Source organism: Nostoc sp. DedQUE12b, assembly GCF_034530835.1.
Lineage (GTDB): Bacteria > Cyanobacteriota > Cyanobacteriia > Cyanobacteriales > Nostocaceae > Nostoc.
In genome coordinates this window covers 110984-137005 of sequence record NZ_JAVRCI010000003.1, presented here as the reverse complement: position 1 = coordinate 137005, position 26022 = coordinate 110984, and the positions used below count along the sequence as shown (strand labels likewise).

Genomic DNA, 26022 nt, shown 5'->3' with positions numbered 1-26022 from the left:
AGTGAATGGGGAATGGTGAGTGGAGCAGGGGGGCAGGGGAGCAGGGGGGTAGAGAGAAGTTGCAGTAAGTTGTTTCCCTCTGCCCCTCTACCCCTCCGCACCTCTGCCTTTTGTGTCCAATGCCCAATGCCTAACGAATAACTTTTTGATAAAGAGTATCCCGTTGTTGGTAAGGTCGTCCTAAAGAAGCGATCGCAGTTTGCAAGGTTTCCACTTCCATACATGTACCACCCAAAGCACCTGCCATTGTGGTAATATGTTCCTCCATCAATGTGCCGCCGATATCGTTGCAACCCCAAGCTAAGGATTCTGTCGCGCCTGCAAGCCCTAGTTTTACCCAACTCTGCTGATGGTTGGGAATCCAATTACCTAAGTAAATCCGCGCTACAGCCCCTAATAGCAGTGCATCACTCAAAACTGGTTGATCGCGTCCAACACGGCGACGTAAGGATTTGGGCGCTTCTTGACCTACGAAGGGTAATAAAATAAACTCTGTGATCCTGGCTGGATATCCCCGATTGATAGCGGTTTTTTGGAGCGATCGCAATTTTTCTAAATGCTCGATTTGCTGTTCGTGGGTTTCAATATGCCCAGATAACATGGTGCTAGTGGTATGCAAGCCTAATTTGTGAGCTGTGCTGACAATTTCTAGCCAAGTGGCTGTGTCAATCTTCTCTGGACACAATATCCGCCTTACTTCATCGTCCAACACTTCCGCTGCTGTTCCTGGCATTGAGCCAACACCAGCATCGCGCAAAGCAGCAATCACCTCAGCATATTCCAGTCCATCAAGTCTGGCCATAAATTGCACTTCTTGGGGAGAGAAAGCGTGTAAATGTATGTGGGGAAATTCCTGTTTAATGGTTTCTACGACTTTGAGGTAGTAGGGCAAAGATTTACCATTTATCAGTGCTTGTGGATTTAATCCCCCCTGCATACAGATTTCTGTCGCACCCCGTTTTACTGCATCTGTGGCTTTTTCCAAAATTTGCGCCGAATCTAACCAGTATGCATCGGCGTCACCATCATCTCGACGGAATGCACAAAAACTACAGTGCTGCTCACAAATATTAGTAAAGTTAATATTACGGTTAATTATGTAGGTGACAGTATCGCCTGCTTGAGTGTGGCGAAGTGTATCGGATGTACTACGTATTGCTGCGATCGCCTCTGGTTCAGTTTGTTGTAACAATACCACTCCCTCTTCGGGAGATAAGTCGTATCCCATCAAAGCACGTTCCAAAATTGTTTCAAACGCAATTTTTGTCAGCATTACTTTCTTAATTTCTCAGTAAATCTTAATTTTATGAGCTTGTAAATAATAAAATTCTACTTAATAAATAGACCAATTTAGCGACAATCCCACGCTTGAACATCAGTTTTATCTTGAAAGCTATTAAAAGAGCTTATATTGTCTCATAACACTACCTTTTATACTTTATACAACCCATTAACAACAAAATAGTTGTGGTTGAAGCACAACTATTTTAATTGATTAATCTATATCTTTGTATTAGCAGGAATCTTTAGTAAAAATATGATATTCCTAATTTGTCCTTGCTTGTGGTTTTCGTCGATGTTGTATTAGCAATCCAATCGCCATACCAATGCCGACAAAGGCTGTAAAGTAAAATAAACCAATTAATCGGATGTAGATTGGTGGTGCGATCGCTTCAACTTCAACTTCCTGTGCTACCTTTACTGGTGTAAATTGACGGCTAGATTCTGGTAGGGGAGTGGCTTCCACCTCAATTTTGTGGGGTGAACCATCAAAAAATTGTTCAAGCCATGTTAACTTCCCTTGTTCGTCGGGAATACCTTTGTAGTCAAAGACTGTTAAATTGTGTTCTGTTGCGATCGCTCTCACTTGTAATGCTACATCTGTTATGGGTTGTCCGGTTGCGGTATCTTTCACCTGTAACGCTAAATTCGCAAGTTTTCCGACAGTTGCGTTTTTATCTCCCTCAAGGTTAATTTCTAATCCCTGAGATTTTTGAGATGATGGTGCGATCGTTTCAGTACTATTTGAGTTATGTCCACTGCCATGCGCTTCCGGTACTGCTGAATAAATCAGCCTATCAGGAATAGGTATGAACCAGTTAGTTTTATCTAAATATTATTTATACATAACTAAGCGTATAAATACAGTTAAAAGCAAGAAAATATTACGAGATTTTTTAGAGTTTGATCTAAATTTAACAACTTAACTGGCAATTTATAAGCACTGAAAAATTATTGACAATAATTATTAATTCCTCTAATATTTAAAAGCAATTGCAAAATATTTGCAATTATTTTTTGGTGCTAACTGTAACTAAATGTCATGCCCAACAACTTCGCTCTAGGTAACGGAAAACCTTGGAGCCGCCGTCAATTATTGAAGCTGGGCCTAGCAGGTGCTGGAGTAACTGGTGCAGCTGGACTTTGGCAGATGCTAAATCTACAAAGTAAGCCAATCGTTAAAGTGCCACCATTCGATAGGTCAGCACCAGACGACGTTACTAACCCAATGAAGATGTTAAGAGATTTTGATTATGGGACGGTGAAGCAAGAAAATGGGCGGACTATCCGGGAATTTCAGTTAACTGCTGGTACTTCCATAATAAAACTCAATAGTGCTGTCTCTTACAACATCTGGGATTTAAACGGTCGCATACCAGGGCCAACGCTACGGGCAAAACAGGGCGATCGCATCCGGGTACTATTTCTCAACAACGCTGGACATTCTCACTCTTTACATTTTCATGGCGTTCATCCAGCAGAAATGGATGGTGTTCGTCCAATCAGCAACGGTAGCGCCACAATTTACGAATTTGATGCTGAACCCTATGGCGTTCATTTATACCATTGCCATATTGAACCAGTCACCCGGCACATTGCCAAGGGGCTGTACGGAATGTTTATTATCGATCCACCGACTCCCCGTCCCCCAGCTGATGAGATTGTATTAGTGATGGGTGGGTATGACGTGAATGATGATAGCCATAACGATTATTACGCCTTCAATGGTTTGCCCCACTATTACATGCATCATCCCATTGGCATTTACAAAGATCAGTTGATTCGGCTGTATGTCCTCAACATCATTGAATACGATCCAGCAGTGACGTTTCATCTCCACGCCAACTTTTTTGATGTCTATCGCTCTGGCATGACTATGACTCCTAGCGAGAAAACAGATGTGATTACGATGGGTGTAGCAGAAAGGCACATCTTAGAATTTGCTTTTCGCTATCCAGGTAAGTATATGTTCCATCCCCATCAGGATGCGATCGCAGAAAACGGTTGCATGGGTCAATTTGAAGTACTTGCTGAGAGCAACTCTCAAAATCCTGTTAAGAGTTCCTGACGATATTATTAGTAATTTGTAATTGATTTATTAAAGTTTCGGTAAGTAGTTGATAAAAAATCTTATTATATGCAAAAGTAAAATTTCTGACAATGTGTCAAACAAACTATTTTCTAGTAATAGTAATAGTTTGAAATGTTTCAATTAATACCTTTTTTAGTTATGCGAGGAGCAAAGATGATAAAAATTCGTTATATCTGTTTAACAGCAGCAGCAGCCTTAATAGTTACCTTGAGTTCCTGTAGCGGTACACCAACCGCAGAAAATCCATCAGCACCAGTTCCTAACACTCCCGCTACAGAGGCAGTAAGTAGTAACAATCATAGTGGTCACGGTAGCAAAGAAAAAATTAACATTAACAGCGCTATATTGTCAGAATTGGATAAGTTTGAAGCCAAGCTAGGTATTCCGGCTTTATCAAACAAAATCCAGGCAAATCGTCCCTACGGTAGCCCAGAAGATTTAGTTACTAAAAAAGTAATTACTCAAGAACAGTTCGACCAAATTAAAGACCAGGTTGGTGTTCAAGAAGTGGTACTCACAGGTGAGGCAAAAGATGTTGACTATATGTCTAAATTAGGCTTAATGAAAGGGCATCTTTTGGTAGCACAAGAACTGCTGGATCAGAATCAGCCAAAACAGGCAGAACCTCATATTGGACATCCAGTTGAAGAAATATATGTTGATGTAGAAGAACAATTAAATGAGCGCAAAGTCAAAGAATTTAAGACAACATTGGTAAGTTTGCAAGATTTAGTGAAATCTAGTCCCAAGGATAGCAAAGTTAAAACTAATTTTACTTCTTCAGTGCAAGCAGTGGATGGAGCGATCGCAGCTTTGCCAGCAGATCAACGCTCAAAACCAGGATTTACGCTACAGGTAATTAACGAACTATTAGATGCAGCTAACTCCGAATATGGTGCGGCGATCGCAGATGGTAAAGTAACCGCACCAATTGAGTATCAAGACTCCCGTGGTTTTGTAGTTTACGCCAATGAATTATACAAAGGAATTTCTAGTCAAGTAGCTCAAGCAGATCCCGAAGCACACAAAGCGATTGATACTAGTTTCGCTGAACTCATAAAAGTTTGGCCCGCTGCCATCCCACCGGCAAAAGCAGTCAAAACACCTAATGATGTTACCAAGCTGGTCAAAACCATTGAGGAAAACTCTCAAAAAGTGGTTAACAAATCCAATACCCAAGCACAGCGATAACACTTTAATTGTAAGAATTCAGCACCCAGGAGTCAGCAGCCAGAATTTATCAGGAATCTAGAATGATTGGTATATTTATTCATCAAATGTTCTCCTGATTGTTTAACTATTCTGAATTCTGAATTCTGACTCCTGAATTCTTACCTTTAATTTAATGGGAAGTATAGGTTAAGGAGTTTAAAATAGTTAGGAGTTAGGAGTTAGGAGTTATGAATTATGAGTTATGAATCCCAAAATACTAACTCTTAACTTCCCACTCCTCACTCCTAACTAATTACACTCCCTTCGTTACTTTAACTAACAACTGATGCAAGAACTTGACCATAAAAAGACTATTGACCTGCTGAACGCCATCATGGAATTTGAACTAGCAGGAGTAGTGCGCTACACACATTACTCTTTAATGGTGACTGGCCCTAACCGTATTCCAATTGTGGCTTTTTTCAAAGCACAGGCAAGTGAATCTTTACTTCATGCCGAACAAGTGGGAGAAATTCTCACCGGTTTAGATGGGCATCCCTCCCTGAAAATCGCCCCAATGGAAGAAACCTATCAGCATAAAGTCAAGGATATTTTGGAAGAAAGTTTATCTCATGAAAAAAAGGCATTGGATCTGTATAAAAAACTGCTCGAAACTGTCACCAATGCCAGCATTTACCTTGAAGAATTCGCTCGCGGTATGATTGGACAAGAAGAGATGCATAATCTCGAACTGAAAAAGATGCTACGCGATTTTGGTTAATAGTCATTAGTCATTAGTCCTTAGTCATTAGTCACTTGTACTGAGTTTCAACTGCGCGGTAATCGAGCGACTTGTACTGAGCGTAGTCGAAGTAAGTCGAGATTCAACTACCGTGTAGCCGTTGGCGTGGTAACAGAGCGTAGTTGTACCCCTCCGGGGAAGCAAGCTACGCGCACCGTCTCGTAGAGAAGTATTGCTCATTAGTCAAAAAGAAATTCAAAGCACAAAGGACAGATGACAAAGGACAAAGGACTAATGACAAAGGACAAAAGATAAAGGACAAAAGATGAATTTTAGTACTGCTCTACCTACTTTTGTAATCACACTTCGAGAAGGAGTGGAAGCTGCCCTTGTTGTTGGTATTGTGCTAGCTTTGCTAAAAAAAGCTAAACAATCTCGACTCAACTCTTGGGTATATGCTGGTGTCGGCGTTGGCATTGTCGTCAGTGCCTTAATCGGTGTGCTATTCAGTTGGATAATTCAAGTACTGGGAGCCGCGAATCCTCAATACACTACTGTAGTTGAGCCAGCGCTAGAAGGTGTGTTTAGTGTATTAGCGATCGCAATGCTTAGTTGGATGCTAATCTGGATGACTAAACAAGCCAGATTCATGAAAGCTACAGTTGAGGGAGCAGTAACAGAAGCGCTGACACAAAACTCAAATGCTGGCTGGGGTGTTTTTACTTTAATTTTAATTGCCGTTGTCCGCGAAGGCTTTGAAACTGTTCTGTTCGTTGCAGCAAATTTTCAACAGGGATTAATGCCAGCATTGGGTGCTATTGCTGGCTTGGTAACGGCATCTGCCATTGGAGTGCTGCTATTTAAATGGGGTGTAAAAATTAACATCCGCCAGTTTTTCCAGGTAATGGGCGTTTTATTGGTGTTGATTGTCGCTGGATTGGTAGTTTCAGCTTTAAAACATTTTGACGAAGCTGTGGCTAATCTTGCCCTTAGCAGTCGTGCTACAGAAAGCCTTTGTTTCTATTACGAACGTTTTACAAAAGTCCACTCCTGTATTTTGGGGCCAATGGTTTCCAATACTTCCACAATCTTGCCTGACGAACAGTTTCCTGGGATTATTCTCAAATCTTTATTTGGCTATAGAGACAATCTCTATCTTGTGCAAGCAGTGGGATATGTGGGATTTTTACTCACCATTGGAGGACTGTATTTCCGCAGTCTTGGAGGTGCTTCTCCTCAAGGTAAAAAAAATATCGCTTTTGATCAAAAACCGATTAGTTCTGCAAAAGATTAAGACGCGTAGTGTTTGAGTTACATATTGGAACTCAAACACTAAATTTATCAAACTGTTTGTGTAGCACAGAGATGTGCCAGAAAAGGAAAAATAAAAATTTGTTTTAAAGTAATTTAAATGCTATCGGGTACACGTATTTATAAGACGGTTTTGAAAACTAAGTTCTCTAGTATTAACTTGACACTTTTTTTCTCCAACTTCCTTGATGTTTTTGATAACTCCTATAAAAATTCTATCTTGTTGTAACTCAAATCGGCAAATAGCGTCATCAGAAGTGAGAAAACTTGGTTCAAAGTTCTCATAAACACTAAAAATTTTACCATTTGGACATTCTACTCGCTCAACAAGGTTAATATGATTACCTAGAGCTAATTGTACGAGAAACACAAAAAGAATGAAACAGCCAAAAAATCCTGCTACTAGAATACTAAAAAATTTTAGCAAGTTTTCTTTGAATAAAAAACTATTAATAAATAGCAATAAGGGTGTAATATAAAAATATATCCTGAAAATTTTGTTTAATATATCAAACTCAAAAATAATTTTACTTGACCAATTTAAATCCCAATTCAAAATGAGTGGTATTAGACTAATTATAATAACAACTAAGTTATCTGAAGGTCTATCAAGTCTACTAATTAAGAACAAACGAAACCATCGCCAAAATTTTTTGAGAAGTTTAGCAATCTGCATTTTTCAATACTGGTATCTATAAGTAAAGAATACTCCTTAATATAGGATTTCGGTTTGATTTTTGAAAAGATTCTGAGACTGAAAACCTAGTTTTATCAGGGTTTTATCTAAAATCACCTCCGATAAATGCATCCTTGATTGACTGCGGCGTTCTTCCATTATTAATCTAAGTGCCCTGTGGTGTAAACAACGCTTGTTTAAGCTGCTGACAAGCCTTTTCAATTGCATCTATACTACCTGGATTCACCAGACCATAATAATCAAACACATAGACTCGATTATTTTTAGTTGCTTGCAGTTGTTGCCAAAAAGCTTCCTTTTTCAAGGAATCTAAAAGCCCCGCTTCCGAATTTCCTTGTGGAGGATTAACTAAAATTATCACCTCTGGATTTGCTTCTAAAACTTTCTCAGCCGAAAGCGTCACATAGCCACCAACTGGACTTTTTCCTTGTAAATCTGCTGCTATATTTTTCGCCTGGAATTTTGCCAGCAAATCCCCTGCCCAACTGTTTTTATTTGGCGCTAAAATTGGTTGACGACTAACTAACGCCAAAGTAGAAGGACTTTGAGTTGGCTTATCTGGCAAGAAAGTTTTGTAACGGTTTAACAAAGGCTGAGGATTAGCATCTATTGACTGAGCCAGTGTTTTAGTAAGTTTCTCTAAAGATTCCCAGCTATTCACCTTAGTGAGCAGAGTTGAAATTCCTAGCTGCTGAAGTTTTTGAATTGGGATATTAGAAAAACCTTCAGCACCAATAACCAAATCTGGTTTAAGTGCTACTACTTTCTCTAAATTTGGCGGACTCTGCCCTTCGCTAACGCGGGGAATATCCTTGAATTTTGAGTCATTCTTAAATAATTTACTACCAGTGATTCCAACAATTTTTGTTTGATCGAGTCGAGAGATAATATCAGCAGAAAGAGAAGAAAGAGCAACCACTCTTTTTGCCGATCCTTTTGGTAATTGCTGAGAGTTCGCGTTAGTCGCCTCAGTGGTATTTTCCACTTGGGTTTGTGGTTGCTGAGTATTTGCAGTGGTACAAGCAACTAAAACTATACTCAACAAAATTGCTAAACCAGATAAGAGCCAACGACGATGCATATTAAAATTCCTTTCTATGAATAAGAATGGTATAACATTAGCATTCGTAATTCGTAATTACTAATGACGCTATCAGTTTAATTACGAATCACGAATTATTAATTTAATTTTTCTAATTCCCAGTTAAACTTACTTCGTCTCCATCCAATTGTCACCGACACGTGCATCTACCAGCAACGGCACACTCAACTGCACTGCATTTTCCATCACCGACTTAATTTGCACTTGTAATTCTTCCCACTCATTAGGGGGGATTTCAAACACTAATTCATCGTGAACTTGCAACAATAAACGCGCCTGATAGTTCTTCAAAACCTCATGCAATCTCACCATTGCAATTTTGATAATATCAGCGTTAGAACCTTGAATTGGTGCATTAGCCGCAGAGCGTAACAAACCCGCATCAAAAGCACCCAAATTCTTCAACTTACTCAGATCAATATCTTCTGGGTTACTGCCTTTTAATTTGCGTAAACTGTTATTAGTAAAGTCAAAATAACGACGGCGACCGAAAATAGTTTCTACATAACCAAGAGCGATCGCTTCTTTTTTCACTCGCTCCAAATATGCAAAAACTTTCGGATATCGTTCATTAAACCGCTTAATGAACTCGTTGGCAATGGTCTTATCTATCCCAGTTGAGCGCGAAAACCTGAGAGAACCCATTCCATAAATCACGCCAAAATTGATAGTTTTTGCGATCCCTCGTTCTTCTGATGTGATATTTTCTTTTTCAAAGACTAACCGCGCCGTCACAGTATGAACATCTTCATTTTGCTGATATGCTTGCACTAATATCGGCTCTTGACTTAAATGAGCCAAAATCCGTAATTCAATTTGTGAGTAATCAGCAGCCACCATTAACCAACCAGCTTCTGGCAAAAACGCCTTCCGAATTTGGCGACTAAAGGCCGTACGAATGGGGATATTTTGTAAATTCGGATTAGAAGAAGATAACCTACCAGTTGATGTTGCTGCTTGGTTAAAATCAGTATGCACTCGCTGGGTATCTGGACGCACCAATGCAGGTAATGCATCAACATAAGTAGACTTTAATTTAGATAGCGTGCGATACTCAACGATCGCTTCAACAAATCCAGTTTTATCATCTTCTTGAAGTCTTTCTAGTGTTGCTGCATCTGTAGAGAAGCCCGTTTGAATTTTACGAGAATGTTTGGTGCTTAACCCTAACTTTTCAAACAAAATTTGGCTCAACTGTTTAGGAGAACCCAAGTTAAAATTTTCCCCAGCTATTTCGGTTGCTTCTTCTTTTAACCTCGCTAACTCAGTTTCTAAATGCTGCGAAAGTTCTTGTAAATAAGCTGAATTAATCCGAACACCTGTATATTCCATTTCAGCTAAAACAGCTTCTAGTGGCTGTTCGACTTCCACAAATAGCTTAGACAAAGCTGGAAATTGCTTCAGTTCCTCGCCCAATTTTGCCACTAAACCAAAGGTAGAATAAGCATCCATCCCGCAGTAATCTGCGACGGCGGGAATATCTATATCAGCGATGTTTTTGCCTTTAGGGACTAAATCTAAGTAACTTTTAGCTATCAATCCCAAATATCGCTGCGACAAATCCATCAAGTTATTACTTGAATCGGGATTTAGAATGTAACTTGCCAACATGGGATCAAACACAACTCCTGCCAAATTAATTCCTTGACATCTGAGAACTAGGCGGTCAAATTTGGCATTTTGTAAAGCTTTGGGATAATCAGCACTTTCAAGAATTGGGCGTAATGCTTCTAACACCAAATCTTTATTTAAATTTTCTCCAGTTTTGTGCCCCACAGGAATATAGGCTACTTCATCTGGTTCCGTTCCCCAACAGCAACCAATTCCTACTAATTCAGCATCTCTTGGTTCTAAATCGGTAGTTTCAGTGTCCCAAGCAACTAGTATTTCTGGATTAGTAAATTTTTGTAAAAGTTTCACTAACTCAGTGAGTTTGGCTTCGGTATTAATGATGCGTGGTGTAATTGGAGAAGTAGATTGTTGTGGAACTACTGCTGTATCACTAGCACTAAAAAACCACAAATCATTATCTTCATCAGCGCTGAATTCTGAGTTAGTAAAATTGGTATTACTTGCCTCTGTTTTGGCTTCTTGCTTTTCTTCGGTTTTGCCCCCAAAACGTTGCTGGAGGTCGTTTATCCTGCCTAAAAAAGACTTGAATTCTAATTTCTCTAAAATTGGTGATAAGACGCTTGTATCAAAACCTTTTAATTTGCAATCTTCTAAATTAAATTCTATAGGAACATCTAAAACTATGGTTGCCAAATAGCGAGACTTTTCGGCATCTTCTTTACCTGCTGCCAGTTTTTTCTGAGTTGCGCCTTTAATTTCATCTAACGCAGCATAAACATTCTCAAGTGAACTGTATGTATTCAGCAGCTGCACTGCTGTTTTTTCGCCAATTCCCTTGACACCAGGAATATTATCTGATTTATCACCACACAGAGCTTTGAAATCAATAATTTGTGAAGGCAAAACGCCCATTTTCTCTTTGACTTGTTCTGCTTCAAATTCCGTGATGCTATTTGTAGAGCGCTTTAGGGCATCTGGACTAAAATTCAGAACAGTGATTTCTTTGTCAGAATCTATCAGTTGAAATAAATCGCGATCGCCAGTCAGAATCTTCACTCTATACCCAGCAGCAGTTACTCGTTGTGCTAAGGTTCCCAAAACATCATCTGCCTCGAAACCAGGGGCAGTAAAAATGGGTAGATTGAAGCCGTTCAGCAACTCATGCAGGTTTTCTAAGTCGGGAATGAAGTCTTCCGGCGTTTTCGGGCGATCAGCTTTATAAGTCTCGTCAGCTTCGTGACGAAAAGTTGCCTCAGCCAAATCAAAAGCGATCGCCATTGCTTGGGGCTGTTGTGTTGCCATTACCTCTAGCAGGCACTTCACAAAACCAAAACATATACTGGTGGGAATCCCTGTTTTGGTACGCAGTCCTCCATCTCGCCCTTTGGCGAAGGCAAAGTATGAACGATAAGCTAGCGAGTGTCCATCTACGAGGATGAACGTGGGGCGTGTTGCAGTTACAGAAGTGATTTCAGACATAGCCCTATTTTAGCCAGAAGCTTTGTCACATAGTTAGCAATTTCAGATGCTTGTTCTGCTTGGCTTTGCTAAAAATAGTCCAGTTTTTGCGTACGAAATAACTTTTTGTATAATCTTAGACGAATTTTTATCTACGCATTTGCAGTTTTAGTACGGAAGGCAAGTAAAACCAACTTTTGGCAGAGATATCAGCCCAATTAAGTACGTGAGTATAAGCATAGTAACCAGATAGTAACTAGATCCCCAAATTATCACCAGAAGTTGGGGATCTATACTCCTAAGCCTTTTATGTTTAATTAGGTTGACCCAGCTTACTTCTCAGGAACCAACAAAAACTAGCTTAATATTTCGACATAATATTACCATGAACAAAACCTCTTGCCTTAATAAAACTTTATATATACCAATCAAAAAGTCTATTTATCGAAGAAATTTGAACATAATAACTTTACATAAAGTTACGTGTATTTATCAAGACTACAAGCAAAGTTTCAGAGTTACAAATAGGTTAGTAATCCCGTAATGATTCGTTTCAGAAAAGCATCTTTTATCCATGACAACAAAACTATTCAACACTCTAGCTGCTGCTACAACTTTGGCAGGAATTGTTGCAACTTCTGGAGCAGCTAATGCAGCTTCTCTATCTTACACTAGTTCCACTAATTACGATTTCACAAATATCATTGATGCACCTTTAAGCGTCCAAAAATTTGACTCATCTCTGGGTACACTCAAGGGTGTAACGGTAAGTTTTACTGGCGACATCCTTGGAAATGCAGGTTTTGAGAACAGGAGTCCAACCGCGACTCAGGTAACAGTAAATCTTTCTAGTCAACTCAGTTTAAAACTAAATAATCAGTCTCTGTTTGCGCTCAATCCACAAGATATATCGAGTTATCAAGCTGCTAAGTATGACGGTATCACTGATTATAGTGGCACTTCTGGAAAGACTATTTCTAACTTAACTGCCACACAATCTGCTACTCAGTCTTTCACCAATACTCAATTCTTACAGTCTTTCATTGGTAATGGCAACATAGACTTTTTGTTCTCAGCTTTAGCCAATTCAGTAGTTACGGGTTCGGGCAACATGAGATCCTATATTGATACTTATGCTAAGGCAGGTATCAAAGTAACTTATGACTACGATGAGGTGAAATCAGTACCTGAATCCTCTGCCACACTTGGAATTGGTTTAATTGCTGGGCTTTGTCTATTGTCACAACGCAAAAAAAGCTGGATCAAGGTCTCCAATTCATAGACTTTCTTGAATAGGTAGGTTTTCCCATCCTATCTATCGATCAGGCTATCTAATTTAAATAAAAAAACCCGATTCTCAGAAAAATCGGGTTTTTTATTGCGCCTATTAGCCATAATTTTTAAGACTTTTTAAATAAATCCAAAATCCTCAAAGCGAGTGTATTGCTCCCTGGGGTAAATCTAAAATCTAAAATTGTGTAAGTTAACATCCTCATGGTAAGGAAATTGGATTAACTAGAGATGCCAATTTTTTCTACTACTCCCCACTGGTCGCTGGAGCCTGTTAACCTCTTACTGGAACTTAAAATCTAGGAAATTATGCAGAAAGCATCTACTGACAATCAGGCTGCTGCAAAAGACATTAAGCTACTAGTTTTGGATATAGATGGCACGATCGCTGGGCACTCTAACACTATCAGCGAACCTGTAAAGCAAGCAATCTTTGCGGCGCAAGCACGAGGAATTCAAGTGGCGATCGCCACAGGTAGAATGTATCGTTCAGCCTTGCGCTTCCACCAAGATATCGGCTCTACGCTACCATTAATGGCCTATCAAGGAGCCTGGATTCAAGACCCAATCACCCAAAAAATTCATCGCCATTGGGTTGTTTCCAGAGAAATCGCCCACCAGTTACTCGACTATTTTGAAAAGCCTGAGTTGCGATCGCTTCTATCTGTTCACTTTTACATCAACGATCAACTATACGTTCGTGAGTTAACCAGAGAAACCAAAATTTATGCAGAACGTTCTGGTATTATTGCGATTCCTGTGGGTGATTTGCGTCAAGCCTTAACGAATGAACCGACAAAAATTCTTGCTTTATCTGATGACACTGACGTAATCGATAAGTTATTAGGAAATTTGCGCCGCCAATACACACCCGCTGAACTTTATCTGACAACCTCCGTTGCTACCTTTTTTGAAGCAACTAACGCCTCTGTAAACAAGGGGACTGCTATACGTTACCTAGCCGAAGAATTCCTGGGATTACAGTTAGCCAACGTTATGGCGATTGGCGATAACTTTAATGATGTGGAAATGCTGGAGTATGCCGGACTTGGTGTAGCTATGGGCAACGCACCAGCAGGAGTGCAGGCGATCGCTAAGTGGGTAGCTCCTAGCGTAGAAGAAGATGGGGCAGCAGTAGCTATTGAAAAGTTTTTGCTGTAGTCAGGGCACTTTTTAAAATCTAACCCATATAAATCAGAAAGGACACCGACGACTGGCCGTGTTTCGTCTCGGTGCCCCTGCTGGTTCGCTCCTCACACACCTGCTAATGTATCCGAGGTGGTGCATCGAGTCAATAGCTATATAAAAAGTTTTTATTTTTGCCTAAGCGACATTACCGATTTATAACTCCAAAGGCGCAAAAACCCCCAGATTTTCCTCTAAGACAAATTTTAATACTGACTGAGTAGCCATGAGCAATCCGAGTCTAGCTTGGGCTAGCTCTGGTGATGTAATTTTCACCTCACCCCAAATCCGGCAATTAGACCAAAACTTTTCAAAAGCTTGGCTCAAATTCAGCGCTACTTTTTCCCATTTCACAGAACCGCTAACATCAGGGCACTCTATGTTGTCTACCACTTGTATTAATTCGCCAATTAAACGACGCTCATCTGGGTGATTGAGTTGTAGTGTTCCGTCGCAATTAAGCCAAGGTAGTGGGTTAGGAGAGATAACATCCCAAAAACCTGGACTAGTATTTGGAACTGGTTCTTTAAGTTTAATCAATCCCTCTCGATGAGCCAGAAGCACTAGCGAACAGCAACGTGCATGAGCATATTCAACAGCAAACAATGAATTGGGCACTGGGGATTGGGCACCAATTGTCTCCTCTGCTCCTTTGCTCCCCCGGTTACTGAGCGTAGTCGTTGGCGCAGCCTCTGGTAGAGAAGTATGCTCCCCTGCTTTCCCTGAACTACCGACTACGAGACTTTGTAACCAAGCCGCTAAGGTTGAGTGAGTTAATTCAAAATTTATCCAACCTGGGGGAACTATTTGAATGCTAAAAACGTCCTCACAAATCCCTGATAAATCTGAAGCGATCGCACTAGCAAGCTCCATCGCTTTTCGATTCTGAGATTTTGATAGTCGCAGAGACACACTTGAGGTATAGAGAACTCTATTGTCATCTCTACCTTTATATAGAGGAATTTTTTCCCTTTTTATGCATATATTTTTTGCATTATAAGTATCAATGCTTAGTGATTTTATTAAATAACTATATAATAGCTGTTTGATTGACGTATATTTGCTAACTGGTATTTTAGAATGCACGTAATATTATTTAAATAGTCATGTAAGATATATTTGTTACATTTCTGTCATCTGCCTTGCGGTATAAATTTAATTTAGATGAAGAAAAATGAGAAGAGGATAAAATTTGATGAATAATCGATGAATAGTAAGTAAACTTTACTACCACCATTGTACAGTAGGAAGTATAACAAAAGAGTAGAGAGTAATTTGCTTTCTATTCTTTGGATTGGCTGGCGCTGTTAGGCGTTAAGCCTGCCTCGTCAACACAAAGACACTCCTTGCACCCTTTTATTTACGTCTTTGTCTTCAGCCGAACGCTCTTTGTTACCTATGCAATCTCCATCCTCCTTTTCTGAGGCATCACGGCCTTTTTTGACTTGGCAACGCATTCTTGACTGGGCTCAAGAACACTATCGCTGCCGCACCTTTAGCAAAGATGAGCGCATTCCAGCCCGGCCTGGATTGCTGTATTTGGTGCAAAGGGGTGCGATCCGTATGGTAGGAACCGCCCAAGTTAGTGCGACTGCCAGTCAGCTAACGTCTCGACGAATCAACAGAACTCCAGAAGAAGCGTTCTTGGGTTTTGTGGGAGCGGGACAGCCATTTGAAATTGTTGCTCAGTCACCATTCACACTCCAGGCTTACGCCCATGTCGATCAAACTGCGGTGCTGTGGATGTACTGGCATGATTTAGACAATTGGCCTCACTTCCGTCGCGAAGTTATGGATGCCTTTAGGTATCAGCACCAGCGTAAGCTGCTGTGGCTGAGTGCCTTGGGACAACGCCGCACAATTGACCGACTCTTAGGATTTCTCACATTGTTAATTGAGGAATATGGAGAGCCAGCAATGAGCGACACTGATCCTGATGTGATTCGCGGTTATTGTCTGCCTTTTCCCCTCACTCATGCCCAAATAGGTAGCGCGATTGGTTCCACTCGTGTCACCGTCACCCGCTTGATGGGTAAGCTGCGTCAACGTGGTTTAATCCTGACTCAAGGGGATAATCTCATTTGCTTGCCAGCAGAGTCGATTAATAGAGCTGGTTAAGGTACAGTTCAGAGCGGCGATTTCCGCCACTCTGTCTTGAGTGCGATTCGCTCTTGTCAGCGAATTTTGACAAATCCCGCTTGGGTAATCAGTTGCTGTCCCTGCTCAGTCAGCAGTAAGTTGGCGTAAGCGACACCTGCTTGCTGCTCAGTCTGACCATTCTGTTTGACCACCACAAACAGATTGCGGGTAATCGGGTATTTTCCTGATTGGAATGCCTCAATGTTCAACTTGTTCCGTTTACCAGGACATTCAGACGGGAGGACAGAAGGTTCTTGGTATGGAGCAATGTATTGCCCTTGCGTGCGCCCCAACGGCAAGGACTTAATTGAGCATTGAGGAATCACCTCTGGGGCAGAAGCGTAGTAGATGCTACCAGGACTATCAGCCAATTTTTGCAAGGCTTGGGTGGTTGTGGAGATAAATTCTACATTGGAGCTGAAAGCTTGACCACCCAAGATGTCTTGGACAAAAAGTTCGACAGTACCGCCATCAGTAACGCGGCGAGAATAGGGCTTGATCGGGATATTGGGGCCGCCCACCTGGCTCCAATTATTGATTTTGCCTGTGTAAATTGACTTTAACTGTTCTACTGTTAGTCCTGGAATATTCAGGTTGGGGTTAACTGCAACTGCTAAACCATCAATTGCCACAGGAATTTGTTTCAAACTGAACCCACGCTGCTGGGCACGGCTTAATTCTTGATCTAGAACTGGTCGGGAGGACTGGGCAAAAGCTAGTTGATCGTCTATCAAGGACTGAATTCCAGTACCAGAACCAGGCGATGCATTGCTGGGTTCTACATAGCGCAGCCGTAACTCTGGCCGCGCGGCTTGAATTGCTGGATCAACTCCTAGTCGAATCGGTGCCCAAGATGTACTACCTCCGTAATTGAATAATCCTGTAGGAACATCCTTTACTGAAGTGAAAGTATTGCCACTAGGCTGTTCTGAGCCTGTTTGGGGCGTTTTGGTACTACCAGAATTAATTGTATTTAGCTCGACACCAGATTTTCTAGTAAACCACCAAAAACCGCCAGCTATTAGCCCGACGGTGATTAGGATGGATAATACAAGAATAGTTGTTTCATTTTTTTGGGACATAGTATAATTACCCGCGCATCCATTCAATATAAGTGCTTGACTTGACAAGTGCTTGCTACTTGAGATTGTATTTGGAGGACGGGTGTTTTACTAAAAATGCAGATAAATCCTCACTTCTGACTACTTTATAAATCAAGGTATAATAAATTTCCCCTGGATTATTCGTCTTTTTTCTCAAGACTTGGGTGTTAGTGAGGATAAGTTATTAGTTGATACTAAGATTTTTCCCCATAAAGCTCAATTTCTCATCTTGAGGGTTTTACCAGGTTAACAATTGGTTAATTTTTAATTTTTAATTGCTGATTAACGCACTGGTTCAAAGTCATAACCAGTGCGAGAGCGAGAACCAGGAACAATTTTTACAAGTTGCACTGAGGCATTGCGATCGCCTGATCCTAAAAAGCGAATTGTACCAGAAGCCCCAGTGGCAGAAAAGTCAGATGACAAGAGTGCTTGCTGAACTCCAGCTCGCGTAGGATTACGTTCTAATGCCGCAATTAGAGCTACAGTGGCATCATAGCTGAGGGCACTTCGCCAACTCACATCACCGCCCCATAACTGCCGCGATTTCTGGGGAAAATCTGACTTAGGATCGCTATCAATATGCCAGGGAACTGCCACTACCATCCCCACAGCTTGTTCTCTGCCAATTTCCAAAGTTTTAGCGGTGTAAACATCATCTCCCCCCAACAGAGTTAACCGTTTCTGGTTAATCTGAACTACTTGCAGTGCTTTATCGAGAGTTTCAGTGTTAGCAGCTAACATCAATACTTCTGCACCTTGTTTAGTTGCTTGTTCTAGACTTTTAGCCGCACTAAAATCCGCCTTAGATAAGTCAAATTCGCTGGCTACCTGTCCACCCTCTAGGGAAACAGATGAAACAAACTCCGACTTTAAAGACTGGCTATAGTTACTCTGAGAATTAAAGAAAACCACTGCATTTTTTTTCTGCAAGGTTTTCACCATATAGTTAGCTAAAGTTCTCGCAGCCATAAAATCACTGGGAACTGTCCGAAAAATGTAGCGGCTAAAGTTAGAGATTTTGACAGATGTACTAGTAGGAGATATAGCTACAAGTTGTCCTGAAGTATAAATAGTACCTGCGGCTAAGGTAGAATCGCTAGTATTCGGCCCAACTACACCTAATACTTCTGAATTGCTGACTAGGCTGGAAGCGATTTGCTTGGCTATTTCTGGATTGTCATCGTCATTAGCTATCCCTACCCTTAACGGTACTCCCTTGACTCCTCCTGAGGTATTGACTTGATTTTGAGCTTGGGCTATCCCACGTAAAATTTCTAAAGCAGCATTGGGGTCAGTGCCGAATGGTACAGAAGCCACGATGGTATAGCTCTTGGAAGAACCGATGCGGGCATTGTTAAGAAAAATTAATGCTTCTGGATCGTTTCGGTTGAGTTTTAGAGCAGATGTGAAATTGGCGATCGCTTTATCATAGCTTTTAGCAGCGATCGCCTGTATTCCTTCTTTTTTTACTGAAGAAATATCACCTGGAGTAAAAGATTTTTCTCCAAAACTAATACGGTCTTGTAAGGATGGATTGTTGGCTAGTTGTTGATTTGGAATAATGTTATTACCAATTTTGGCCCCATTGTTACTAAACCACCAAAACCCACCGCCAACTATGCCAACTGTTAGCAGCAGAGCCAAAGCTAAAATTGTGGTTTCATTTTTTTGTGACATGAAAAAATTTAAAGTATCAGAGATAATAATTTATAAATAAGTCTAAATATAGCTGTCAGTGAAATAGCTACTAAGGCTGATGCAATTGATAAAATTACTACGTCCACGATACCAAGACTACCCTGTAGAAAGGGGAGAAAAAAAATAATCGCAAAAGTAATTGCCGGAATAATTAATAAATCGAACTTCTCAATCCACCGCCTCGTTTGGGCAAATATCAGTATTCCTAAAATCACACACGCAACACTTAAAGTAAGTATTGGTTCTTTTACAAGACTGAAGAGAGCGATCGCGATCAATGCACCCTCAAATCCACTAAATGCCGCCCCACCCAATAATTCCAATGTCGAAAACGCTGGCTGAGTTGGTGGACGACGGGGAACGACGGGATTAGAACCTTTTGCCGGTTGTGGCGGAAGTGTTACAGAGGGTGAATTAATTTGTGTAGGGGCTTGAACCGCCTGTGAGTTAAGTGCATCTATAACCTCTTGGGCTGACTGGAAGCGCTGATTAGCAGCAGGTAGCAGCATTTTGTCTAATATGTCAGCAAGGCGAGGGCTGACAGTCACTTGGGTTCGCCATTTCCACTGGTTGCTATAAGCATCAAATAGTTTAACTGCTTCCTGATTTGTCAACAAGGTAATAAGAGTTACAGCTAAGGCGTATAAATCTGTAGATGGAAATACTTGACCCCCAGCCATCTGCTCAGGCGGTGCAAATCCCATCGAATAAATTCCTGTGGAAGAAGCAGCAGAACCTAGTGCAACATTTGTTACTTGTTTAACTGCGCCAAAATCTAGTAAAAAAAGTCTACCATCGCGACGGCGCATGATGTTAGAGGGTTTAATATCTCTGTGGATAATGCCTCTATGATGGACAAACTTTAGTACTTTCAGAATTTCTTGCAGCACCTCCAACACTTGCTGTTCAGAAAATTTTCCTTGTTGAACTAATTCTTCTTCTAAGTTTTGCCCATCAATATATTCTTGTACTAAGTAAAAAAATTGGTCTTGCTGTCCTGGTTGCAAACTATTAACTATCATTGGAAAGAAGGCAAATAAGTCAGGTATTTGCTCGTGATCGTTACCAAGTTGTGCTAAAACTTCTGCCTCTCTCTCAAACATCAACTGTGCTTGTTGCAGTTGATTTAAAGTTAAATTTCCCGATGGTTGAAACTGCTTCACTACGCATTGACGCATTCCCGGTATTCGGCGATCGCGTGCCAAAAATGCTGCTCCAAACCCGCCCCTTCCCAGCAGTTTCGTTGGCACGTATCGACCATCTAGCATCAGTGGCATACCACAGGTAGTGCAATACTTTTGCTGGGTTGTTTTCAGTGTCGTAATATCATCTAAATCGGCAAAATAGTTTTGTGGGCGTGGACAACGTGGACGAGTGCAGTAAACTTCCATTTTCGTGATTAGTCAAAATAATTCGCAATTGATAATACTCGCCTTCTCTAGGAGACGCTACGCGAATGGCAAGAAGCAAGCTACGTAATTCGTAATTAGTTCAGGTTACAGAGAAACTAAATTTGTTAATCAGGAACACGAAATTTTTTTCCTGATGTCAAACCTTTGGCTTGCCTACAGCACTCTGCACAAACGCAATGGGTTAATAATTACGAATTAAGTTAGCGACAGAGGAGCGTCATTACGAATTATTTGGTCATTTACAAAAACAAAGGACAAATGACAAGGGACTAATAACCTGATTTTAGTCTTCGCCAGATAAGGTGGGTGTTGCTACCTCCAATGTAGTTAACACTAAACTTTTTTGTGTTAATTTTAACACATCTTGATTCCATCCTGGGTTGGCAAACTGGGGCAGAATTTCTTGGCTAAAGGCTTCTGCGGCCTTGGATCTGTAGCGATTGGGATTACAAATCAGCCACAGCGTCCGTTTGACGACAACACCTTCAATGGGAGTACGGTGCAAAACGCCCATTTGTAACTCTTTAGCGATCGCACTAGTTGAAACAAAGGCAGCCCCTAAACCGGATTGCACAGCATTTTTAATCGCTTCAATGGAATTCAATTCCATTTCAACTTTAAAACGTCTGGTATCGATTTCACAGCGTGCTAGCACTTGGTCAATGACTTTGCGGATAGTCGATTGGGAATCTAGGGCAATGAATTGTAATTTATACAGGTCGTCTTTCTGGATTTTTTCAAGTTTGGTGAAAGGATGAAAGACAGGTAAAATCAGCGCTAGCTCGTCCTCAGCGTAAGGAATCACTTCTAAAGATTCTGACAGTTCACCAGGAATTTCACCGCCGATAATTGCCAGATCAACTTGTCCGTTAGCGACACTCCAAGCAGTCCGCCGGGTAGAATGGACGTGTAATTGCACTGCCACATCTGGATATTTTTGTCGGAACATACCGATCATTCTGGGCAAAAGATAAGTGCCGGTGGTTTGAGAAGCACCGACAATCAAAGTACCACCTTGGAGATTTTGTAAATCCTCGATGGCGCGGCAGGTTTCCTGACAGAGGCTGAGGATTTTTTCACCGTAGTTTAAGAGTAGATGCCCGGCTTCGGTTAATTGGGCGCGTCGTCCTCCACGATCGAATAAGGGGACATCGAGTTGCCGTTCGAGATTTTGGACTTGTAAACTAACGGCAGGCTGGGAAACGTAAAGACTATCAGCGGCACGCTTGAAGCTTCCTTCTTGAGCGATCGCTTTCAGGATACGTAACTGATCTAAAGTGAAAGGAAGGTCAGACATAAGGCTCAACCCACAAACTTTTAAAGGAGCAGATGCACGTAATAAATCCGGTTTGGCAACAATTAGCCGGACATGATTTGTTGCATATTAAACTTGAAGACTTGACTCGAAAAAGACAGTAGCACAACATCTTGACTAAAGTCCCCTTTTGAATACTTTGTGGTATTGGTTGTACTGAATTCAGTTTTCTTTAAATTACTTCACCTGTGTATATGCTGCTGATTTCTTGGTTGACACCCAGTCATTTTGTCATACTGGGGTTACAAATAGTTTTTGCGATCGCTCACAGTGGAGGCGCTGCTTTACGCCCTTGGGCAGAAAAATACATTGGCCCAAGGTTTTATCGCATTCTTTTTGCGTTAGTCAGCCTACCGTTGGCTGTGATATTAATTATTTACTTTTTTGGGCACCGCTATGATGGTTTGCAAATTTGGCAGGTACAAGGAGTGCCAGGAGTGCGAGAATTTGTTTGGCTGCTGTCAGCAATCTCGTTTTTGTTTTTATATCCTGCTACCTTCAATCTACTAGAAATTGCTGCTATTCAAAAGCCCCAAGTTCATCTCTACGAAACAGGAATTATTCGGATTACCCGTCATCCCCAGATGGTAGGACAAATAATTTGGTGTGTTGCCCATACTCTCTGGCTGGGTACTACCTTTACCCTTGTGACTTCCATTGGCTTGATATTGCATCACTTGTTTGGGGTTTGGCATGGGGATCGCCGTTTGAGCGATCGTTATGGAGAAGCTTTTGAAATTGCCAAACAGCGGACTTCAATTATTCCCTTTAAAGCAATTATTGACGGGCGTCAATCTCTCAAATGGCAGGAATTTCTCCGACCTGCCTATTTGGGAGTTGCCATTTTTATAGCTTTGCTTTGGTGGTCGCACCCTCTGTTACTGGAAGCAACTAGTAGTATAGGATGGTAACTTTAGACGATCCCCAGTGTCAGGAGAAAATCCGAAATAGATGGAAATTTAAGCTTATCAATTGCCCCAAATCAATGTAGGATAAATTCAAACATCTATTCAGTGGAGGGTGCGTTCAGTCAGCTTGAGATTTTATATTGGTAGTCGTTGGTCAGCTGCCTTTCCTTGAAAGAAAGTGGCAGATTCAGTCAAATCCCCAGGCAGCCACGGCAATCAGGAGTTTAACATCCAAAAAAAAGCCAACGCGACTTCTAAGGTAGCTTTTCTGTCAGAGACACATTAACTCGCTCAATTTTTGCCAATAATTCTGTGTTCTAAATATTTGTGTCTTGAATACATCTATCGGCAGTTACTGACTTGCCAATCCTCCACTGAAGCAGTAGCTGAGTTCTGAGTCCTGAGTAAAAGCAAGCAACTTAGTATTCATTAGCTTGGCAATTAGTCCCAATCCCCGCTTTACTCTAAAAGAAAAATAAACGAGTTCCTCATTCAATCCGCTAACTTTAGTTATGGACTTCTACTCAGCAAACAGAACTCAGAACTCAGCACTACTAAATTCGGTACTGATAGCTAGTTTGATATAAAAACCTTATAATCCAAGAGGCGTCATGGTGTTGTCGGTTAGTGAGCGGACATTTACTCAAGAAGTTTTAGAATCTCCTATTCCTGTTTTAGTTAACTTTGAAGCACCTTGGTGTGGCTTGTGTAGAGTTATCCACCCACTGTTATTGCAATTTCAGTCCCAGTGCGGGGATGAAATTAAATTAGTCGGGGTTAACGCCGATCAAAATTTTAAATTGTCTACTACCTATAGGCTAAAATCACTACCCACTTTACTATTGATTGAAAATGGCACTATTCGCCATCGCTTGGAATGCTTTCGCGGCAGAGAAGATTTACGTCTAGCTTTAGAAGAGATTAAAGCCAGCTACAGCAATTACCCCAAAATCTACAAAAGTTCAAAAACAGTCGACTTAGAATGCCGATCGGCCTGATGGATATTGGGTATGGGACATGGGGCATTGGGGAGGCAGTGCGGTCTTCTCCCAAAGGGAGAGGCTAGCGCCAAGGGGTCTTCCCAAGTGGAGCAACTGCTGTCATCGGGCATTGGGCATTGGACTAATGACCAATGAATAATGACCAATGACTAATGACCAAATCTAAAACCATGCTTAATACCCCACCCAATCAGTCTTGGGTGGGTTATTTTATCCTAAAGGGTGTAGTCACAATTATTAACAGTTTCGACACGCTAATCATGAATTCTAAAAGTAGGCGTCAGTGATGGAAGTAATCTATCAGTATGCCTGGCTGATTCCGGTGTTCCCTCTTCTTGGGGCAATGCTGGTCGGTCTAGGGTTAATCTCGTTGAATCAGGTGACAAACCGCCTGCGGCAGTTGAACGCTGTGGTGATTATCTCCATGATGGCAGCAGCTATGGCACTGTCGTTTGCCTTGTTGTGGAGTCAAATTCAAGGACACGCGCCTTCTCTCCGCACCTTTGAGTGGGCAGCTGCTGGTAATTTTCACCTGAGCATGGGCTACACTATTGACCACCTGACAGCCCTAATGCTAGTGATTGTCACAACGGTAGCCTGCTTAGTCATGGTTTACACCGATGGCTACATGGCTCACGATCCCAGTTACGTGCGGTTTTACGCCTATCTCAGTTTGTTTGGCTCTTCAATGTTAGGTCTGGTGGTCAGCCCCAACCTAGTACAGATTTATATATTCTGGGAACTCGTCGGGATGTGTTCCTACTTGCTGGTCGGTTTTTGGTACGATCGCAAGTCAGCAGCCGATGCTGCTCAAAAAGCGTTTGTAACCAACCGGGTGGGCGACTTTGGTCTATTACTCGGCATTTTAGGGCTGTTCTGGGCAACAGGAAGCTTTGATTTTAATATCATGGGCGATCGCCTCGCCCAACTCGTAGAATCAGGTTCTATCAGCAATTTTCTCGCTGTCCTGTTTGCGATTTTAGTTTTCTTAGGGCCAGTAGCAAAATCAGCGCAATTTCCCCTCCACGTCTGGCTACCAGATGCGATGGAAGGCCCCACCCCCATTTCTGCCTTGATTCACGCGGCAACAATGGTGGCGGCTGGTGTTTTCCTGATTGCCCGGATGTACCCAGTATTTGAAGACGTTCCAGCCGCAATGAATGTCATTGCCTTTACTGGGGCGTTTACGGCGTTTTTGGGAGCAACCATTGCCATTACCCAAAACGACATCAAAAAGGGCTTGGCTTATTCCACCATTTCCCAACTTGGTTACATGGTAATGGCAATGGGAATAGGTTCCTACAGTGCTGGACTATTCCACCTGATGACCCACGCCTATTTTAAAGCGATGCTGTTCTTGGGTTCAGGTTCAGTAATTCACGGTATGGAAGGTGTCGTTGGACACGACCCCGCCTTAGCGCAAGATATGCGCTTGATGGGTGGACTGCGGAAGTATATGCCGATCACAGCAACTACCTTTTTGATTGGTTGCTTGGCAATTTCTGGTATCCCGCCCTTTGCTGGTTTCTGGTCAAAAGATGAAATTTTAGGAAAGGCTTTTGAAGCTAATCCACTCCTCTGGTTTATCGGCTGGCTAACTGCCGGGATTACGGCTTTCTATATGTTTAGAATGTATTTCTCGACATTTGAAGGCAAATTCCGGGGTACTGACGAGAAAATTAAGGAAAAACTCAAGAAAGCTGCGGCGACAATTGTCCTGGAATTAGAGTCAGAAGAACCAGTCCCGAATTTTGGGCCTGGGGCGATGAAGAAAGGAGAATTGGCGGCAACTAGTCAGCATCATGACTCGCATGACTCGCACGGGCATCACAGCGACTCCCCCCACGAATCGCCGTGGACAATGACGCTGCCGTTGGCACTGTTGGCTGTGCCTTCGATTTTGATTGGTTTGGTGGGAACTCCCTACGCCAATTATTTTGAAGAGTTTATCTTTCCTCCTAGCGAAACTCTCTCCGAAGTTATAGAAAAGGCTTCCGAGTTCAATCCGACGGAATTCTACATCATGGCGGGTGCCTCAGTCGGAATTTCTTTGATTGCGATTACCCTGGCTTCGCTGATGTATTTGCGCCGTAAAATTGACCCGGCTGCGATCGCTGCTAAAATCCAACCACTTTACGAGTTATCCCTCAACAAGTGGTACTTTGATGACATTTACCACCGTGTTTTTGTCCTCGGCTTGCGTCGCGTAGCTAGACAAGTTATGGAAGTTGACTTCCGCGTTGTTGATGGTGCTGTTAACCTCACAGGCTTTTTCACCCTTGTCAGTGGTGAAGGTCTGAAGTACCTAGAAAACGGTCGCGCTCAATTCTATGCCTTGATTGTGTTTGGGGCGGTTTTGGGCTTAGTGATTGTTTTTGGTGTTACCTGATTTTAATCGGGGTGGGCAAATGTCCGCCCCTACATTAATTTATTGAATAATGAAGTTAATCTTATTAAGATTCATCCCAAAAAATAGGTTGCAGACTTTATAACTTCCCATAATCCGATAGAACAGAAGAAAAAAATATATAGAATAATCTTTTTGCGCCGTAACCCACTAT

General features: G+C 41.6%; 20 protein-coding genes and 1 pseudogene. 10 read left to right on the top strand and 11 right to left on the bottom strand.

The features are described from left to right. Positions 1-130: 130 nt before the first annotated feature. Both cofH and RMY16_RS02620 read right to left on the bottom strand, forming a co-directional pair. Positions 131-1273, bottom strand: coding sequence for a 7,8-didemethyl-8-hydroxy-5-deazariboflavin synthase subunit CofH (cofH, locus tag RMY16_RS02625; RefSeq protein WP_322735067.1), 1143 nt, complete (start codon positions 1271-1273; stop codon positions 131-133). 273 nt (positions 1274-1546) lie between these two features. Next, positions 1547-2071 (bottom strand): annotated as a pseudogene (locus RMY16_RS02620) (hypothetical protein); the annotation flags it as partial. Positions 2072-2323: 252 nt separating this feature from the next. Here RMY16_RS02620 and RMY16_RS02615 point away from each other — a divergent pair. The 3 genes from RMY16_RS02615 (at position 2324) to RMY16_RS02605 (ending at position 5306) form a co-directional block, all read left to right on the top strand. Next, on the top strand, positions 2324-3349 hold the full coding sequence (locus tag RMY16_RS02615) for a multicopper oxidase domain-containing protein (RefSeq protein WP_322735066.1): 1026 nt from the start codon (positions 2324-2326) through the stop codon (positions 3347-3349). Between the two features lie 177 nt (positions 3350-3526). Then, complete coding sequence (locus RMY16_RS02610) at positions 3527-4564, top strand: ComEA family DNA-binding protein (RefSeq protein WP_322735065.1); 1038 nt, start codon at positions 3527-3529, stop codon at positions 4562-4564. Between the two features lie 307 nt (positions 4565-4871). Then, positions 4872-5306 (top strand): ferritin-like domain-containing protein, encoded by a 435-nt coding sequence (locus RMY16_RS02605; RefSeq protein ID WP_322663110.1) that lies wholly within the window; start codon positions 4872-4874, stop codon positions 5304-5306. 27 nt (positions 5307-5333) lie between these two features. Here RMY16_RS02605 and RMY16_RS02600 read toward each other — a convergent pair whose 3' ends face one another. Beyond that, on the bottom strand, positions 5334-5507 hold the full coding sequence (locus RMY16_RS02600; protein WP_322735064.1) for a hypothetical protein: 174 nt from the start codon (positions 5505-5507) through the stop codon (positions 5334-5336). An 85-nt stretch (positions 5508-5592) separates the two neighbouring features. On the opposite strand from RMY16_RS02600, the gene RMY16_RS02595 reads away from it, so the two are divergent. Then, positions 5593-6561 carry an FTR1 family protein gene (locus RMY16_RS02595; RefSeq protein WP_322735063.1) on the top strand — a complete coding sequence of 323 codons (969 nt, stop codon included), beginning with the start codon at positions 5593-5595 and terminating at the stop codon, positions 6559-6561. A 120-nt stretch (positions 6562-6681) separates the two neighbouring features. Here RMY16_RS02595 and RMY16_RS02590 read toward each other — a convergent pair whose 3' ends face one another. The 3 genes from RMY16_RS02590 to polA all read right to left on the bottom strand — a co-directional run bounded on the left by RMY16_RS02590 (position 6682) and on the right by polA (position 11428). Then, the gene (locus RMY16_RS02590; protein ID WP_322735062.1) at positions 6682-7254 is read right to left on the bottom strand and encodes a hypothetical protein; all 573 of its coding nucleotides are present in this window, start codon (positions 7252-7254) and stop codon (positions 6682-6684) included. Between the two features lie 166 nt (positions 7255-7420). Further along, the gene (locus RMY16_RS02585; protein WP_322735061.1) at positions 7421-8356 is read right to left on the bottom strand and encodes an ABC transporter substrate-binding protein; all 936 of its coding nucleotides are present in this window, start codon (positions 8354-8356) and stop codon (positions 7421-7423) included. Between the two features lie 129 nt (positions 8357-8485). Further along, positions 8486-11428: a DNA polymerase I gene (gene polA / locus RMY16_RS02580; protein ID WP_322735060.1), complete on the bottom strand. Its 2943-nt coding sequence runs from the start codon at positions 11426-11428 to the stop codon at positions 8486-8488. A gap of 553 nt (positions 11429-11981) precedes the next feature. Here polA and RMY16_RS02575 point away from each other — a divergent pair. Together RMY16_RS02575 and RMY16_RS02570 are read left to right on the top strand one after the other, a co-directional pair. Further along, positions 11982-12689, top strand: coding sequence for a choice-of-anchor E domain-containing protein (locus tag RMY16_RS02575; RefSeq protein WP_322735059.1), 708 nt, complete (start codon positions 11982-11984; stop codon positions 12687-12689). Between the two features lie 317 nt (positions 12690-13006). Then, entirely contained in the window at positions 13007-13858 is an 852-nt protein-coding gene (locus tag RMY16_RS02570; RefSeq protein WP_322735058.1) for a Cof-type HAD-IIB family hydrolase, read from the top strand. A 180-nt stretch (positions 13859-14038) separates the two neighbouring features. On the opposite strand, the gene RMY16_RS02565 is transcribed toward RMY16_RS02570, so the two are convergent. Then, complete coding sequence (locus RMY16_RS02565; RefSeq protein ID WP_416211642.1) at positions 14039-14755, bottom strand: DALR anticodon-binding domain-containing protein; 717 nt, start codon at positions 14753-14755, stop codon at positions 14039-14041. A 525-nt stretch (positions 14756-15280) separates the two neighbouring features. On the opposite strand from RMY16_RS02565, the gene RMY16_RS02560 reads away from it, so the two are divergent. Further along, a complete protein-coding gene (locus RMY16_RS02560) occupies positions 15281-16000 on the top strand; it encodes a Crp/Fnr family transcriptional regulator (protein ID WP_012412419.1) in 720 nt (239 codons plus the stop codon). A gap of 56 nt (positions 16001-16056) precedes the next feature. Here RMY16_RS02560 and RMY16_RS02555 read toward each other — a convergent pair whose 3' ends face one another. The 4 genes from RMY16_RS02555 to RMY16_RS02540 form a co-directional block, all read right to left on the bottom strand. Continuing rightward, the gene (locus RMY16_RS02555) at positions 16057-17103 is read right to left on the bottom strand and encodes a PstS family phosphate ABC transporter substrate-binding protein (protein ID WP_322735056.1); all 1047 of its coding nucleotides are present in this window, start codon (positions 17101-17103) and stop codon (positions 16057-16059) included. A 303-nt stretch (positions 17104-17406) separates the two neighbouring features. After that, positions 17407-18804 carry an ABC transporter substrate-binding protein gene (locus RMY16_RS02550; RefSeq protein WP_322735055.1) on the bottom strand — a complete coding sequence of 466 codons (1398 nt, stop codon included), beginning with the start codon at positions 18802-18804 and terminating at the stop codon, positions 17407-17409. Positions 18805-18812: 8 nt separating this feature from the next. After that, complete coding sequence (locus RMY16_RS02545; RefSeq protein WP_322735054.1) at positions 18813-20216, bottom strand: serine/threonine-protein kinase; 1404 nt, start codon at positions 20214-20216, stop codon at positions 18813-18815. A 304-nt stretch (positions 20217-20520) separates the two neighbouring features. Then, positions 20521-21534 carry a LysR family transcriptional regulator gene (locus tag RMY16_RS02540; RefSeq protein ID WP_322663090.1) on the bottom strand — a complete coding sequence of 338 codons (1014 nt, stop codon included), beginning with the start codon at positions 21532-21534 and terminating at the stop codon, positions 20521-20523. A 212-nt stretch (positions 21535-21746) separates the two neighbouring features. Here RMY16_RS02540 and RMY16_RS02535 point away from each other — a divergent pair, with 212 nt between their 5' ends. From RMY16_RS02535 to RMY16_RS02525, 3 genes are all read left to right on the top strand, one after another. Next, entirely contained in the window at positions 21747-22463 is a 717-nt protein-coding gene (locus RMY16_RS02535; protein WP_322663088.1) for an NnrU family protein, read from the top strand. A 608-nt stretch (positions 22464-23071) separates the two neighbouring features. Continuing rightward, the gene (locus tag RMY16_RS02530; protein ID WP_194043509.1) at positions 23072-23458 is read left to right on the top strand and encodes a thioredoxin family protein; all 387 of its coding nucleotides are present in this window, start codon (positions 23072-23074) and stop codon (positions 23456-23458) included. Between the two features lie 289 nt (positions 23459-23747). Then, on the top strand, positions 23748-25850 hold the full coding sequence (locus RMY16_RS02525; RefSeq protein ID WP_322735053.1) for an NAD(P)H-quinone oxidoreductase subunit 5: 2103 nt from the start codon (positions 23748-23750) through the stop codon (positions 25848-25850). Positions 25851-26022: the final 172 nt, after the last annotated feature.

What these genes read in the sequence shown, in the direction of transcription:
- RMY16_RS02585 (WP_322735061.1), bottom strand. Translation starts at nt 8,356, where the DNA reads ATGCATCGTCGTTGGCTCTTATCTGGTTTAGCAATTTTGTTGAGTATA.
- RMY16_RS02595 (WP_322735063.1), top strand. Translation starts at nt 5,593, where the DNA reads ATGAATTTTAGTACTGCTCTACCTACTTTTGTAATCACACTTCGAGAA.
- RMY16_RS02545 (WP_322735054.1), bottom strand. Translation starts at nt 20,216, where the DNA reads ATGGAAGTTTACTGCACTCGTCCACGTTGTCCACGCCCACAAAACTAT.
- RMY16_RS02570 (WP_322735058.1), top strand. Translation starts at nt 13,007, where the DNA reads ATGCAGAAAGCATCTACTGACAATCAGGCTGCTGCAAAAGACATTAAG.
- RMY16_RS02535 (WP_322663088.1), top strand. Translation starts at nt 21,747, where the DNA reads ATGCTGCTGATTTCTTGGTTGACACCCAGTCATTTTGTCATACTGGGG.
- RMY16_RS02615 (WP_322735066.1), top strand. Translation starts at nt 2,324, where the DNA reads ATGCCCAACAACTTCGCTCTAGGTAACGGAAAACCTTGGAGCCGCCGT.
- RMY16_RS02530 (WP_194043509.1), top strand. Translation starts at nt 23,072, where the DNA reads ATGGTGTTGTCGGTTAGTGAGCGGACATTTACTCAAGAAGTTTTAGAA.
- polA (WP_322735060.1), bottom strand. Translation starts at nt 11,428, where the DNA reads ATGTCTGAAATCACTTCTGTAACTGCAACACGCCCCACGTTCATCCTC.
- RMY16_RS02565 (WP_416211642.1), bottom strand. Translation starts at nt 14,755, where the DNA reads ATGGAGCTTGCTAGTGCGATCGCTTCAGATTTATCAGGGATTTGTGAG.
- RMY16_RS02550 (WP_322735055.1), bottom strand. Translation starts at nt 18,804, where the DNA reads ATGTCACAAAAAAATGAAACCACAATTTTAGCTTTGGCTCTGCTGCTA.
- RMY16_RS02590 (WP_322735062.1), bottom strand. Translation starts at nt 7,254, where the DNA reads ATGCAGATTGCTAAACTTCTCAAAAAATTTTGGCGATGGTTTCGTTTG.
- RMY16_RS02525 (WP_322735053.1), top strand. Translation starts at nt 23,748, where the DNA reads ATGGAAGTAATCTATCAGTATGCCTGGCTGATTCCGGTGTTCCCTCTT.
- RMY16_RS02600 (WP_322735064.1), bottom strand. Translation starts at nt 5,507, where the DNA reads ATGAGCAATACTTCTCTACGAGACGGTGCGCGTAGCTTGCTTCCCCGG.
- RMY16_RS02560 (WP_012412419.1), top strand. Translation starts at nt 15,281, where the DNA reads ATGCAATCTCCATCCTCCTTTTCTGAGGCATCACGGCCTTTTTTGACT.
- cofH (WP_322735067.1), bottom strand. Translation starts at nt 1,273, where the DNA reads ATGCTGACAAAAATTGCGTTTGAAACAATTTTGGAACGTGCTTTGATG.
- RMY16_RS02610 (WP_322735065.1), top strand. Translation starts at nt 3,527, where the DNA reads ATGATAAAAATTCGTTATATCTGTTTAACAGCAGCAGCAGCCTTAATA.
- RMY16_RS02575 (WP_322735059.1), top strand. Translation starts at nt 11,982, where the DNA reads ATGACAACAAAACTATTCAACACTCTAGCTGCTGCTACAACTTTGGCA.
- RMY16_RS02540 (WP_322663090.1), bottom strand. Translation starts at nt 21,534, where the DNA reads ATGTCTGACCTTCCTTTCACTTTAGATCAGTTACGTATCCTGAAAGCG.
- RMY16_RS02605 (WP_322663110.1), top strand. Translation starts at nt 4,872, where the DNA reads ATGCAAGAACTTGACCATAAAAAGACTATTGACCTGCTGAACGCCATC.
- RMY16_RS02555 (WP_322735056.1), bottom strand. Translation starts at nt 17,103, where the DNA reads ATGTCCCAAAAAAATGAAACAACTATTCTTGTATTATCCATCCTAATC.